Source organism: Salipiger sp. CCB-MM3, from assembly GCF_001687105.1.
Lineage (GTDB): Bacteria > Pseudomonadota > Alphaproteobacteria > Rhodobacterales > Rhodobacteraceae > Salipiger.
This window is the reverse complement of sequence record NZ_CP014601.1, coordinates 18,476-32,553: the sequence shown is the minus strand read 5'-3', so window position 1 is coordinate 32,553 and position 14,078 is coordinate 18,476. Positions and strand designations below refer to the sequence as shown.

At 52.2% G+C, this 14,078-nt stretch carries 13 protein-coding genes; 6 read left to right on the top strand and 7 right to left on the bottom strand.

Features of this window, described 5'->3' with window-relative positions:
- Positions 1-90 precede the first annotated feature (90 nt).
- Positions 91-429 carry a transposase gene (locus AYJ57_RS25370; protein WP_237220311.1) on the bottom strand — a complete coding sequence of 113 codons (339 nt, stop codon included), beginning with the start codon at positions 427-429 and terminating at the stop codon, positions 91-93.
- A gap of 711 nt (positions 430-1,140) precedes the next feature.
- On the opposite strand from AYJ57_RS25370, the gene AYJ57_RS25360 reads away from it, so the two are divergent.
- Positions 1,141-2,121 (top strand): glycosyltransferase, encoded by a 981-nt coding sequence (locus AYJ57_RS25360; RefSeq protein WP_066112546.1) that lies wholly within the window; start codon positions 1,141-1,143, stop codon positions 2,119-2,121.
- Between the two features lie 124 nt (positions 2,122-2,245).
- Here the strand turns inward: AYJ57_RS25360 and AYJ57_RS25355 are convergent, their stop codons facing one another.
- On the bottom strand, positions 2,246-2,962 hold the full coding sequence (locus tag AYJ57_RS25355; protein WP_237220304.1) for an ABC transporter permease: 717 nt from the start codon (positions 2,960-2,962) through the stop codon (positions 2,246-2,248).
- A gap of 458 nt (positions 2,963-3,420) precedes the next feature.
- On the opposite strand from AYJ57_RS25355, the gene AYJ57_RS25350 reads away from it, so the two are divergent.
- Together AYJ57_RS25350 and AYJ57_RS25345 are read left to right on the top strand one after the other, a co-directional pair.
- Entirely contained in the window at positions 3,421-4,482 is a 1,062-nt protein-coding gene (locus tag AYJ57_RS25350; RefSeq protein WP_157374418.1) for a sugar transporter, read from the top strand.
- A 10-nt stretch (positions 4,483-4,492) separates the two neighbouring features.
- Positions 4,493-5,146 carry an ABC transporter ATP-binding protein gene (locus AYJ57_RS25345; protein WP_066112537.1) on the top strand — a complete coding sequence of 218 codons (654 nt, stop codon included), beginning with the start codon at positions 4,493-4,495 and terminating at the stop codon, positions 5,144-5,146.
- Between the two features lie 140 nt (positions 5,147-5,286).
- On the opposite strand, the gene AYJ57_RS26130 is transcribed toward AYJ57_RS25345, so the two are convergent.
- Positions 5,287-5,451 (bottom strand): hypothetical protein, encoded by a 165-nt coding sequence (locus AYJ57_RS26130; RefSeq protein ID WP_157374417.1) that lies wholly within the window; start codon positions 5,449-5,451, stop codon positions 5,287-5,289.
- A 55-nt stretch (positions 5,452-5,506) separates the two neighbouring features.
- On the opposite strand from AYJ57_RS26130, the gene AYJ57_RS25340 reads away from it, so the two are divergent.
- The 3 genes from AYJ57_RS25340 (at position 5,507) to AYJ57_RS26125 (ending at position 9,133) form a co-directional block, all read left to right on the top strand.
- On the top strand, positions 5,507-7,153 hold the full coding sequence (locus tag AYJ57_RS25340; RefSeq protein WP_193789582.1) for a glycosyltransferase family 4 protein: 1,647 nt from the start codon (positions 5,507-5,509) through the stop codon (positions 7,151-7,153).
- Positions 7,150-8,055: a glycosyltransferase family 2 protein gene (locus AYJ57_RS25335; protein WP_066112532.1), complete on the top strand. Its 906-nt coding sequence runs from the start codon at positions 7,150-7,152 to the stop codon at positions 8,053-8,055. Before AYJ57_RS25340 ends, AYJ57_RS25335 begins: the two co-directional genes overlap by 4 nt.
- A 310-nt stretch (positions 8,056-8,365) precedes the next feature.
- Entirely contained in the window at positions 8,366-9,133 is a 768-nt protein-coding gene (locus AYJ57_RS26125) for a hypothetical protein (protein WP_157374416.1), read from the top strand.
- A 144-nt stretch (positions 9,134-9,277) separates the two neighbouring features.
- Here the strand turns inward: AYJ57_RS26125 and AYJ57_RS26120 are convergent, their stop codons facing one another.
- The 4 genes from AYJ57_RS26120 to glf form a co-directional block, all read right to left on the bottom strand.
- Positions 9,278-10,465: a hypothetical protein gene (locus AYJ57_RS26120; protein WP_157374415.1), complete on the bottom strand. Its 1,188-nt coding sequence runs from the start codon at positions 10,463-10,465 to the stop codon at positions 9,278-9,280.
- A gap of 125 nt (positions 10,466-10,590) precedes the next feature.
- Positions 10,591-11,769: a hypothetical protein gene (locus AYJ57_RS26115; protein ID WP_157374414.1), complete on the bottom strand. Its 1,179-nt coding sequence runs from the start codon at positions 11,767-11,769 to the stop codon at positions 10,591-10,593.
- Between the two features lie 113 nt (positions 11,770-11,882).
- On the bottom strand, positions 11,883-12,557 hold the full coding sequence (locus AYJ57_RS25330; RefSeq protein ID WP_193789581.1) for a sulfotransferase: 675 nt from the start codon (positions 12,555-12,557) through the stop codon (positions 11,883-11,885).
- A 133-nt stretch (positions 12,558-12,690) separates the two neighbouring features.
- Positions 12,691-13,836 (bottom strand): UDP-galactopyranose mutase, encoded by a 1,146-nt coding sequence (gene glf, locus AYJ57_RS25325; RefSeq protein WP_066112526.1) that lies wholly within the window; start codon positions 13,834-13,836, stop codon positions 12,691-12,693.
- Positions 13,837-14,078: the final 242 nt, after the last annotated feature.

Here is a 14,078-nt window from a genome sequence, read left to right as displayed (position 1 = left end):
CGCACCTTGGGAGCGATCTCACCCTCGCCATGCGTCCCGGCTGGACGCATTCAGTCGTACTTCGAAGAATGGTGTCGTTCTGATTGTGCCTTACGCCATAGCTACCTCCTTGAAGAGGGTGCCAGACCGCCCCATGGCATGCAGCGTAGTGGCGATCTTCCGCGCGAGGGCCACCTTTGCCTTGCGTGGCCCCGTTCTCTCAGCAACTGCGCCGGCCCAATCACGCAACCGGGAACCGTCCAGATTTCGGTAGTAACTCGCGTTCGCTGCTTCGTAGAGGCACTTGCAGGCAAGGCGATCGCCGCGCTTTGAGATCCGCCCGTTTCGGCTCACCTCCTCGGAATCGTAGCGCTTCGGGGTCAAACCGAGGTACGCCCCGGCACTTAAGGATCGGCGAACCCGGTCGGCATCGTCGAAGGTAGCGACCATCTCCATGGCGGTGATTGGGCCGACCCCGGGAGCCGTCATCAGCAGCGGAACCGTTGCGTGTTACCTAGAGATCGCCCATATCCGACCGTCGCGCGCGGCGATGCGGACCACGATGTCGCTGCGGTCTTGAAACAGAGCTGGGAAAATCGGAACGAGCTCTGGCGCCACAGCTAACTCCTGCCGAGCGATCTCCTCGGCGCGCCGCTTGAGGCCCCTGACACGCTGGCCGAACCATTCGCTTTTGGGGACGCGCGCATCTGGAATGCCGCAGAGAGCCTGAAAACAACCCAAAATTGCTGTGTTTGGTTTCGCTGCCGATGTTGGTGCTTCAGGCTGGCGCTCCCTTTTCCAGAGCTAGTAGCAGAGCATTGGCTTGGGGATCAGGCGGGGACTGGAAAGGCAGGCTTCGCCCGGTGGCAACCTATAGAAAGAGGGAGCGGTTGTCCTGAGTGAAATCGTAGTAGAGGCTTGTATCGCGCTTAAGCTCGGCGTCCCAGCTTTCCGAAAAGATCCCGCGCAGGTTGCTAAGCCTGCGGAGCGTGAGAACTCTCGCCTCGGGAAGCGTGGGATCTTGAAAGTGCATAAAGATCTCCGGCTTCTTTTCGCTTCTTCTGCCACATGTCCGGCCATTATTTCTCGCAGAAAGGGGCCGGAGTTTGACACCTAGTGGGTACTGTGACCATTGGGTGTGACGTAAATTGGAGGCCGGAAGTGACGGAGAAACAGGGTAGGGCAGGGCGCGTGGTGGCTGTGGTGGTCACCTATAACCGGCTAGAGAAGCTGCAGGTTACCTTGGCGCGGCTGCTGCAATCTCCGCTAGAGGTCTTGCAGGCTATTCTGGTTGTCGACAATGCATCTACCGATGAGACCGCGGCCTGGCTGGCTGGTCAAAATGATCTGCGGCTGACGATCCATCGCTGCGAAACCAATACCGGCGGAGCAGGGGGCTTCGAGACCGGTATGCGCTTGGCAGTAGATTACTTCGATCCCGATTGGGTTCTGGTGATGGATGACGACGGAAGGCCCGAGCCTGGCACACTGGAGTTATTCCATGCGGAAGACCGCGCTTGCGCTGAGGCTTGGGCGGCAGCGGTCTACCACCCAGATGGGCGCATCTGCGATATGAACCGTCCTTGGCTCAACCCGTTTTGGCATCACGGGGTGTTCTTGAGGACGATTTTCGGTAAGGGGAGGGATGGCTTCCACCTTGGTAGAGAAGAATACGAAGCTGGTCGGTGCTGTGATATTGACGGCACGTCTTTCGTTGGGCTTTTCGTCTCCCGCGCTGCGATCGCACGGGGAGGCTACCCCGACGGGAGCTTGTTCATTTATGGGGATGATGTTCTTTACACGCTTGGTATCACCAAGGCGGGAGGGCGGATCGTCTTCGACCCGACGCTACGTTTCGAGCATGACTTCTCCTCGATGACCGAAGCGGACCGCCGTTTCAGCCCATTATGGAAGAGCTACTATCACTACCGCAATCTACTGATGGTTTACCGATTGGTCTCCGGGCCTTTCTTCGTATTTGTGCTCCCTGCGGTGACCTTCAAGTGGTTGTTCAAGATAAGATTCCACGGAGGAGAGAGGCGGGCATTTCTGAGCTACTTGCTTCGAGCGCTGCGCGATGGCCTCCTGCGCCGGACCGAGGTGGGGCATGCAGAGGTGATGAACTGGGTACGCCGCAGCTAGTGGCTCTGACGAGGAAGAAGGACGAGCGCTGCATGAATGCATCTGCAAGATCTGAACTGCAGCGCTGGACGATTTCACCGTCAATCCGATCCATTGATGCAGGGACCGGACATTTACGAGGAGATTAAGCGTTCAAGATTTGCCGGTGGTAGCGGCCGAGTAGGACCACTCCCATGAAAAGCAGAGTCAACCCAACAGTAACTACGTAGCTCGTTGATACAAAGTGCGCTTCGTAGGAAGGAAAAAAGCCTTTCCGCATTAACGCCGTGATATGTATTAGCGGGTTGAACCACAAAACACTTTGCGCTGCTGCTGGCATGCTCTCGTAAAGGATCAGCACACCGGATGCGATGAACAAAGGTCGGGTGATGATTGACCAGATTTGATCCCAGATAGGGAATAAGCCGAAGAGCGCACAGTTCAGGGTTCCGACGCCGAGGCCAACAAGAAGCGTCAGAAGCATAGATTCGATAATGGGGGGCCAACTGAGCGCAATCGGATCATCATGCATGACGAGCACGATCCCCAAGATCAAATATGCGACGAGAACACCGGTAAGCGCGTTTAGAAGAAGGCGAGCAACAATGGCATCTACCCAAGTGATTATTGGGTAGCTCAGCAATGATTTTGAGAACTTGAGTGAACGTGCTGTGGTGTTCGAGATAGTTTGATGCAGGGCGAACGGAATGTGGCCCGTGGCGAAAAATAGCAAGAAACTGTTGCCGAGTGGAGGGGTCCGGAGCAGCAGCGAGAACCCGATTGCCATAATGGCGATCATGCCAAGAGGTTCGAGCACGGCCCAAAGATAGCCACCGGGCGAGCGACCGTAGCGGGTCAGCATTTCGCGGAGTATCAGAGCTGTAACGGTCCGAGCCATACGAAACCGTCGCATACGGCCCTGGCCAACCGGGGCTGGAGAGTGAAGTGGTGCCGTCGTCAAGGATGTGTGCCTTTGCTGTGGCGATGTTTGAACCTACTATGTTAGTGTTCAGAGCAAATGCAAACGGGGTTTAGGGCCAAACGTTGACAGGCGAGAACGACGAAGGAGGGCCGCCCAGCGCAGAAGGGCGGGCTCTCAAACCACGCGGTAGAAAAGTAACAGGGCGGGGCGGTAAGAAAAAAAAATCTCCTGAACGTCTGAGAGTAAGGAAGACATCCACCAGAAGCGCGCGAGGTGGAAATCGAGAGCAGAAAGCTGCCAATGAGGCGCTGCCAAGTGCCGTCCCGACGCTTCCGCTAGCGAGTCCCGCGCGTATGCGCCGACGGCATTGGGGAGTTTTAGGAAGTTTCCTGGGGGTGGTGCTTCTTCCTCTGCTTTTGGTGGCGCTCTACCTGTGGCTGATAGCGGAAGACCGCTACAGTTCCACTACGGGATTCACCGTGCGGCAGGAAGAAGGTCAGGCGTCGTCGGAACTCTTGAGTGGGTTGGCGCAATTTACCGGAGGGGGCTTGGCTCACGACGGTGACATTCTATACGAGTTCATTCGTAGCGAGAACATTGTGCGTCGCGTGGACGCTGAACTCGACCTGCGAAGCTACTACGGGGGGTATTGGGAAAGTGACCCGATATTCGCACTTTCACCAGATGCTTCCATCGAAGACCTGCACAAATATTGGGGGCGGATCGTTCTCGTTTCCTATGACGAAGGGTCCGGATTAACTCAGATCGAGGCACGTGCCTTCGATCCTGACATGGCTCAAAAGATCGCTGATGCGATCGTTACTGAAAGCCAAGAGATGGTCAACACGCTCAACGACAGAGCGCGAGAAGATGCGATACGATACGCCAACATCGAACTGGAAGAAACACAGCAAAAGCTCCGCGCAGCACGTGAAGCTCTGACAAAGTTCCGCACTCGGACCCAGATAGTCGACCTTTCGGCGGATATTCAGGGGCGCATGGGGGTGATGAATAACCTTCAGCAGCAACTTGCACAGGAACTTGTGGCCTTGGATGAGTTATCTAGCTCAACGCAAAGCGACGATCCGAGGCGAACTCAAGCGCTCCGACGTATTCAGGTTATTCGAGATCGGATCGCTGAAGAACGGCGAGTTTTCGCGAATACGAAGGTGCCAGGTACAGACGAAGATTATCCAACTCTAATTGCAGAATATGAAGGGCTTACGATTGATCGGGAGTTTGCAGAAAAGGCGTATAGTGCAGCTCTTGCGGCCCGCGATGCGGCATACGCAAACGCAGAGCGCCAGACGAGATATCTAGCGACCTATATTCACCCAACGTTGCCGGAAAGCCCGGAGTATCCACAGCGACCCGTTCTGTTTGGGCTTTCCGCTTTGTTTCTGCTTCTGAGCTGGAGTATCGGTGTTCTGATCTACTATTCAATTCGGGACCGGGACTGATGGTACTGTCATGATCCGCTTCGAGAACCTCACCAAGGGTTATCGTGTAGGGGGCGAACGTAAGGTCGTGATCGACAACCTCAGCCTCACGTTACCCACGGGAAAGTCGCTCGGATTGCTGGGGCATAACGGTGCGGGCAAGTCAACGCTCATTCAAATCATTGCTGGAAACTTGTCGCCTGACCACGGCCGAGTGATTTCCGATGGCACGATTTCTTGGCCGGTTGCGTTTGGCGGTTCCTTTCATCCTCAGATGACGGGCGCGCAGAACGTTCGCTTTGTTGCACGAATTTATGGCGTCGATACTGAGAGCTTAGTGGAGTTTGTCGAGGATTTCTCTGAATTGGGAAAGCATTTTCACATGCCGGTTCGGACCTACTCTTCCGGTATGAAGTCCAGGCTCACTTTTGGGACTTCCATGGGGATCCAGTTCGATACCTACTTGGTTGATGAGGTCACGGCGGTTGGAGATGCTAGGTTTCGAAGAAAGAGTCGTGTGGTTTTTCGAGAAAGAATGGCAAATAGCAGTGCGATCCTAGTGACCCATAACATGAGAGAAATGAGAGATTTCTGTGATGCAGGGATCATGTTGCATGAGGGGAAGCTCGAATATTTCGAAGATCTTGAAGAAGCGATCACCACCTATGAGAAGTTGATGGAGTGAGCGTGACCGTTGCCGCCAAAGCAGCAGTGGAAGCCCGCTGTCCTACTCATTTTCAACATCCGGATGGGCCTCTGGGCCGGCTCTTGGCAGATGTCACTGACTGACCCCGGCCCTATCTGCTGTGAGACCTTGTGCAGTGCTTACTTGAAGCTCAAGGGCAAGCCGCTCGAGCTGCTTTTCAGGCTTTTTGCAGGAAGCTGGATTGCGTCGCGGAACCATCCTGTCATACGGAGGTCGGAACCTTCTGGAAGACCGACCTTGCCGCCTTGGAACTTGGTATAGAACACAATGACGAAAGATTTCATGCTTAGCTCAGACCTGATCGATCAATGCTATGTGGAGGGCGGGGAGCCAGACGGCATGGACGACGCCGATACGTTGAGGGACGATTACTATCGGGAGCAGGCGGCAGCTATTCATCGAATATACGGCACTCTGTATCCAGAAGGACGGAACCGCTACCTACTTAGGCGCCTCGACAGCCCTGTGGGTGATGCCGCAGGTACGAAGATTCTTGCGAGGGCAGTGGATAAGCCTGAGACCTCGGAGGTGGCGGGCTTCCATGTATTGGACGAAGCCTACATGGGAACCTATGAGGCCGGTGGTTCGCCTGAGGATGGCGTCGCGATGACGATTACGGCTGGCATTCCTCATCGCCCACCTCAAGGAGAAGTTGCCCCTGTTCGAACGTCTCCGGAGTTCGGCAACCGCAGCAGGCTTGCACAATGGCTAGTCTGGAAGTCACCCGTTCTTTTTGAGCAGGTGAAGTACTACTATGAGCAACGATCACTGCGCTTCCGCCCCGAGCGTCATTCTTTCTCCCCTGTAAAGCGGGCAACATCCCACCCGTTTGGCTCATTGACAGGGCCCAGAGATACTTCAAAGTCACCGTCCATCCTTATCGGTTTCCACTGGTTGGAAACAGGCGGCGCGGAGAAACTGGCTTTCGATAGTGTAAATTGGGCGTTGCAGGCTGGGTTCAGAGTACTGATAGTGGCGGATGTTCCAGAGGTGCAGAGGCTGGCATCAAAGCTGCCCGATGATCCCAACGTCGAGTTCATTCGGCTGGATGCCTATTTGCCTAGGTGGCAACTATTCGACTTCCTAGAGGCTCTGGTAAGGGCCGAAAATGTGCGTGCCATGCACATACATCACAGCACGGGCCTCTATGATAACCTGCTGAGAATTAAAGCTGCTTTCCCAGACCTTGTGGTGATAGATAGCACTCACATCATTGAGCACGAAAATGGTGGCTTCCCCAGAACCTCGGGGGTATGGAGCAACTATATCGACTATCACCATGTAATCAGCAGAGAATTGGCCGCATTCTATCTTGATGTCTTCGGACAATCCCAAAAGGTGAAACTTGGGAGGATGCTTCCGCCACGTAGTGACGCGGAACCCGAGATTGAGCCGGTTTTCAACCTCGAGGCCGGCCAACGCACTTGTCGATTGGCTTTCATAGGCCGCATGGTGCACCAGAAGCGCGCGCCACTTGTCGTGGATGTTATGCGAAGGCTCCAGAAGTGGGCTAAGGGGCAAAACATCAACTTGCACCTGGATATGGTTGGAACCGGTGCTTACCTGGAAATCGTTCGAGCGATGATCGGCAAGGAGAAGCTCGGTGCTGTTGTCACACTGCACCCGGCGGATGCGGACGTTCCTAGCATCCTTAGAAAGTCCGACATCCTACTGATCCCATCAAGCAATGAGGGTCTGACGCTGGTAGGTTATGAAGCGATCGGGAATGGGGCTATACCTATCTCTACCGACGTTGGTGGGCAGGATGAGTTGATACCCGAGGAATTGTTGCTTCCCGCAGAACCACGGAAATGTGTGCGTGCAGCTGAGGCTCTGATCGTGCGTTTGATGACAGATTCAGAGTTCTTGGAAAAATGCAAATCCAGCGTTGCCTCTAAATACCATGATCTTCGCCGTGATCCGAGCGCCGAAGATGTTCTCACTTCCCTGTACCGCGATATTCTCGAAGGCTCCAAGACCACATGACACCGACATCCTCGATTGCAGCCGTCATCGTCACCTACAACCGAGTAGATAAACTTGCCAAGGTTCTAGATGCTCTTGAGGGGCAAACTAGGGTCCCCGACAAAATTTACGTTGTCGACAACGCTTCTACGGATGGTACTCGAGACCTCTTGGAAAAGCGTGCTTCGGAGAGACTGGTACACCTGCGGCTTGCGAAAAACATAGGTGGGGCCGGGGGCTTCAACGCAGGTATGAAGGCGGCATACGCTGACGGGTTTGACCTCATCTGGATCAGTGACGATGATGCATATCCACATGAGGATGCGCTGGGGAAATTGATCGATGGTCTCGCAAGGTTCGAGGAAGTCAGCGGCCACAGACCTACGTATGCTTGCTCAGCTGTGCGTTGGATCGACGGAAGCTGGTGTGAAATGAACACTCCTGCAACGGTGTGGGACTGGCCCAGATTCTACAGTGCAGAAGACCGCTTCTTCATGGTCCGCTCATGCAGCTTCGTGTCCGTTCTCGTTCCGCGATGGGCAATTGCTCAGCATGGGTTCCCGATCAAGGACTACTTCATTTGGTTTGATGACGCTGAGTACACTCAGCGCTTGGCCATGGCGTATCCGGGTATTTTCATTCCTGACAGTTTGGTCACACATGACGTCGGCGTGAACCAAGGGGTTAATTACGGGATGATCACCGAGCAATCGATCTGGAAATACAAATACGGAGCGCGAAACGAAACATCTTTCCGGCGACGCGAATTCGGAATGCCTGGCGTTCTGGAGTTTCTCTATCAGGTTCGTACTCAGATGGTACAGGGGCGGCTGCCGAAGAAGCTCCGCTGGCCAATTTACAAAGCGATCTGGAACGGAATCTGGTTCCGGCCTGAAATAGAAATGCCTCCGCAGAATGATTGATAGAATCTAGATGAAGCGACTTTATATACATATCGGTCATTACAAGACCGGTACCAGTGCGTTGCAGAAATACTGTTCGGACAATGCTGCAGAGCTGGCCAGATGCGGATACTTCTACCCTCCTTGCGCTCGGCCTGGGAATAACCCAACCAACCATGGGGACCTGTCTCTTCTCTTAGCGAACAAGCACGGGTTCGTGCCTCCAGCGTGGTATCACGCAACGAGAGATATAGATAAGGTTTACGCGGAGTTTCTGCAGAGCGCTCGAACTGCTTCGCAACAGAACATCGTGATCTCGAGCGAAGAGTTCATGCAACTGGCGCTGCGCGAGAATTCAGAAGCAGCCATAGACGAACTTCGGAATAGGCTGTCGGAATTTGATGTGCGGATCGTGATGTACATCCGTGATCCAATGGCACTCCTCAAGTCTTGGTACAACGAGGTCAACAAAGCGCCTCAAGGCACACGTCCTTTTCCTGTATTCTTCAAGAACCTAAATCCAGATTTTCTTGCCCAAGAAGCTGTCTGGAAACGCTTTTCGAATACCTTCGGGGAAAGAGCAATGATTGTGCGCAGTTACAAGTACGTCGGCTCGGACCATATTCGTGATTTTTTGGAAGGCATCGGATGCGAACATGAGCCCGCGGGGGATGAAGTTCGAGAACAGATCGCGCAAAGCATGGACACGCTAGAGCTGATCCGGATTTCGAAGCGCCGCGATTCAGACTTTGATGACGCAACGCTATCTCGAACAGGTCCTATGAAAAAACTTCAGGAAAAGATTGAAAATATTAACTTCCGATTTTCTAAGCTATCCAGCCTATCAGATCTACCTGTGGAGAGCACACTGTCTCTAGCTAGCGTGTTCCGGCATCATGAGCGCCTCATCGCGCCTCTTATTAAGTATAAGTGTGTGAATGATAAGGAGGCAAATATCCTTAGAGATGCCGCGATCTCACTGGAAAAAGAGGATCCAGAGGCTGCTCTTGTACTAATGCGGACTGCTTTGTCTATTAGGCCAAATGGTAGGTTTATCGCAGAAAAACTGAAAAAATATGAGTGCGGTTTAAGAAATTGATCAGATTTCCATGTCGACGTAAGCGGTGTCTGCGGTCCACCGGAATGCCGTTTGGCGGACTAAATTAAAAAAATCTCTCTGGGTCGATCAACTCGCGGCGGATGGGTCACCATCCGCCGGGTTTTATTGCGGTAGTAAGAGCCGTTATATTTTTTGACGAGTAAGAATTTCGGCAATATCCGACATGCTATCGTCAATTTCCCCTATGACTTTCGAGTTCTTTTCAATTTTTGACATCTGGGAATGCGATAGCGAGATATTTCTAGTTCTGCTGTGGTGATTTGCGGCCCATGTCTTCCCAGATTTTTTTAGCGCACTAAAAATCATTGCGCTCTTCTCGGTTAATGCTTCTATTTCATTCGTGGCGAAGTGATTTTCAGGGGTCAGATCAATTTTTTCGTCTACCGCCTCATCAACGCAGCGTTCCAACGCCTCCTGCATTAGGGGTCGATCAAAGAACAAATTATCTAGATTTTTCGCATCGTCTAGATAAGACGATACAAGTTTTTCTGCAGTATTCTTGTCTAGCTTAGGCTTGTCTCCTGAGTTATCGCGTTCGGAAAGAAAGTGATTTGCCAGGGCGCCACCGAGAAGGCTTCTCGATTTCGCTTCTAGTCCGAGGTTCTTGAAGTTTTCTTGAACGATCCTAATTCCGGCGAGGGCTTTTGTCGTAACTGAAACATTTGCTTCTACGAGTCCCGCTGTATGGAACGGGGCTCCATCTAAAACGTCCGAGAAAAAGTCCTTGGATATGTCTCCATCTATCAGCTCAGACCGGATAAAGGGCTTGAGAGAAAAATTCCCTCCGAATTGGTTTTTCCACCGACCAAATCTTTTGGCGTAAGAGAATGTCAAAGGTTCGTTTTTTTGCAGAGAGTGAAGGAAGTCATCAACATCTCCATAAAACTGACCAGTCTTTGTTCTTTGGATATAGGCTGCGATGAAGCGCGACGCATGAGGCCGAACGTAAGCAATTATTTTTGCGTTTTCAGCTATGTGCTCAGGCAGGTGATTCAGAAGTGCTTTATGCAAAACCTTAGGCCTAATGGATGAGAAGAACTCCGAGGAGATAATTGCAATGTCTCCATTGCCATTAGATAACCACTCTTTGACGCTCTGAAACTGCTCCTTCCGATCATCTTTTCCGCTAGGTTTCAAAGAATTTGCCAGTGCAATTGCGTTTAGCTTCTTCCAAGGAAGAATTTGCTTGGATTCGCAATTTACGAGCCCGTTGTGCAGCACGCTTTGTATCGTAGTTGTCCCTGTCTTTGGGTCACCAATGTGTATAATAAGCTGCTTCTGAGTGATCGGAGTTGTCACGGTTTCTTGCATTTTTCGATTTCTGCCTTGAGCGTTTTTAGGTCGTGAAGGTATATTTTAGCCAGTTGACTTTGGTTGAGCGATTTTGTTGTGTTTCGTGAGGGCGATCATTCTTCTAATGATATTATCGGCCCTGCTTATTGGTTTCTTCTCTCCCAAGAAGTCTTCAGCTCAGAGTCTAGTTCCGGTAAGATGTCTTTGAAGTGGTTAATGTTTCCTTCGTGGACTTCTACAAACATAGCGCCTGCTTCTATGGCTTCATTTATTGTTTCCAGAAATATCTCTTTAGAGCAGGGATTTTTGGCGCCGTTCTTGCAGCCGACGATTTGTCTGTTTACTTGAAATGCAATATTTCCGCCATTTTTCCTTACCCATTTCATTATTGGAGGGTTTCCTATTGTTCCAGTTAGAACGGTATTGTTTATTATTGACCGATCGCCATAACTTATAGTTATGTCCTTTATTATATTGTTTATTGTTGTGTTTTTCTTATTGGCGACGCACTTGCCATGGTTGTCCACAGTAGGAAAGCGGTTTGAGCCGCCCACATAGGCTATTCCAATGTACTGGTCCGGAAAATGTTTAGCTATGGCGTTATTTGATTTGCGGATAGCTTGTAGAATTTTATTCTCACTGTAGCCGGCGGATGCCCATTCATCACACAGCTTCTTTTGAAAATTCGAGTTTTCAATTTTATTGTGCTTGTCTACTTTTACCTTAAAGGCCTCGGTCGGCATCAACCGTGTCTCTCCGGAGTGTACGACTGATAAGCCATTTTTTACCATTGCTAACGTTTGCCGAAGTTCTGAATCTTCTCTTATAAACTTTCCGAGCTCTTCAATTAGTGTATTGTATGATTTTACCTGTATTTCGTCCCAAGGTAATGGGACGTATGGTTGCGAGAAAGCATCGGAAGTTTTTGCCGGAATATTTATGTGTCGAGCTCCGAGCTCAAGAACCCAGTTGGGTGTGTACTTTCCGGCCATGATGACTAGCGTTGCCATTTTTCCAGAGCTATGGATAACTTTCATGACTTCGGCAAGATCATCAAATTTATAGACGCCCTCCTCAGGGTTCAATTGCGCCCACTTATATCTTAGATGTACAGCGCTCAGTCTGTTGTCAAATTCCACGACACATGGATTCTGGCAATCGTATGTGTGTTGCAGATCCTGACGCCATCGGTCGGGGTGCAATGAACTGCGCTCTACCGCATAGTGAATTCCACTCAGTCCTATGGCCTTCCATTCTTCTGCGGCGTGAGCGGAGCTAACTGCGAGAAAGAGCGCGAGGGTAGTTCGGATCAGTAGGAGCATGGCACCGGTTCCTCTTTGGGTCAGGGGTCCAAGTGAAGGGAAGCAGTATGATATCAGATAGTTTAGGTGTTTTTCTCTTGCGGCGTTTGGCCGCTGCGCATGAGTTGGGGTGATCAGTGCGTTAAAGGCGTCGCGAGCACCTTTCGTGCGACTCCCAAATCTAAGGGCTCCCCAAGCTTGTCGAAGAGAGGTTGCAAGGAAGCGACGTCAGCACAGGTTTTCTCATAGTAGACGTGGTGTGAGCAACTCGGGTTTGCTGCAGTGAATTCTGCAAATCGAGCATCCATGTCTTCGACTAGTTGCAAGACCTCCGCTTTTGGCTTGTTCGCCCACCACTTAGATTTTGAAACGTCCTCCCCGTTCCGAGAATTGAACACGAAAAATGCGTTGGGAAATGCGCGTTGGCAGAAGTTTAGGAAGGCTGGGAAGTTGGTGCCTAGACGCGGGTAGCGGACTTCCTTGAAACCTATCCAGCGCGTATCATTTGGCGGCTGAATCACCTCTTGAACGAAAACTTCCGCGAGGCGGGCTTCGAAACGGTTTGGCTTCAGTTTGTCGGCGCCATACCACGGGTGGGTGGGGGGCTGAGGTTTTTTACCCCAAACCTGCCGAGCCTTACGTGTGCTTCTGCTGGCCTGGAACAGACCTTCTAGCGCGAGGTTATTCTCACCTGTGATGTGGGCTCCAGGGATGGACTGGAGGAGGCTCTGAAGAACGGTTGAGCCGGAGCGGCCATAGGTAACGATGAAGATCGTACCTTTTACGTTCGGAAATGACTTGGAGATCATGTGAATGAGCGAAGCTCCGAGTAGGGCGGGGTACATTGTGTACCCCCATGTTTCTTTATAGCTGAATTCTTCAGTGCGAGGTGCCTAGGCCCGTGTGTCGCCTGAGGTAGGTAGCAACCTAACGTTCCCTCCCTCATAGCGGTGGTTTCAAGAAGGCAGGCATCGCAGTGCCAGTTCTCTGGCAGGCAAGAAATGCGGCTGCCGTATCGAGCGCTTCGCGGATCGTCACGTCCATGTCGAGGTACCGATATGTTCCTAGGCGGCCTACAAAAGTCACACCAGAGGAGGCTTCAGCAAGTTTGACGTAGTCTCCAAGAAGGGCTTTCTCGTCGACCATTCGGATCGGGTAGTAGGGGATGTCTTCTGGGTTGGCTGCCCGACTGTATTCTCGGTAGCAAACGGTGCCTTCATGTTCCTCCCAAGGGCTAAAATGCTTGTGTTCCGTGATTCTTGTCCACGGAACCTCGCGGTCGCCGTAGTTCATCACGGCACAACCCTGGTAGTCGCCGGTGTCGCTGAACTTTTCGAAATCGAGTGTGCGATAGCCGAGCCGTCCAAGTTGGTAGTCGAAATAGCCATCAAGTGGCCCGGCGTAGAACACGTGATCCGCTTCGGTTGCCATGTCTGGGGTGAAGCTTGTCTCGAGCGAAATGGTGATGTTTTCGTGGTCGAGAATGGCTTCGATCATCGGCGTATAGCCATTCTCGGGCATGCCTTGGAATTTGTGGAAGAAATAGTTGTCGTTGTAGGTGAAACGGACCGGCAGACGCTTGAGGATCGATGCCGGTAACTCGCGCGGCGAGCAGCCCCACTGCTTTTCAGTGTAGCCTTTGAAAAAAGCGGCATAGAGGTCGGGACCGACGAAGCGTAGTGCCTGCTCTTCGAAGTTCTGGGGCTCTTCAATCGAGGTGTCGGCCTGCTCTTCAAGAAATTTCCGGGCCTCGTCTGGGCGCATGGTCTTGCCGTAGAACTGATTGATCGTATGCAGGTTTACCGGCAACGAGTAGACCGCCCCTTGGCTGGTGGTCTTCACGCGGTTTTCGTAGGGCATGAAGCGGGTGAAGGCGTTCACATAAGCCCAGACCTCGGCATCGTCCGTGTGGAAGATATGCGGGCCGTAGGTGTGCACCATAACCCCGGTTTCGGTGTCGCGTTCAGTGTAGCAATTTCCGCCAATATGGCTGCGGCTATCGATAATCCGGACCTCGTGGCCCGCTTCTGCCAAGCGACGCCCGATAACTGCGCCGCTCAAGCCCGCTCCAACAAGTAGTACCTGCACGTGTCTTTCGCCCTTATGACTTGGTGTTGGGTCTTCGCATGCTTTGTTCCACAGCGGTTGTCGGGGCGCAATCTCTTGGCTTGATGATGGAGCACACGCCAACGAAACAGGCACTTTTGCGCACGTGACGTCGTGACCTCAGACTACCGGTCTATTGCGAATTCAGCTGCGCCATGCAGATCGCCCCGCTCATCAAGAGGCCCTTGCGCATCTTGGTCCTTTCGGAGCCAGCGCGTCAGCAT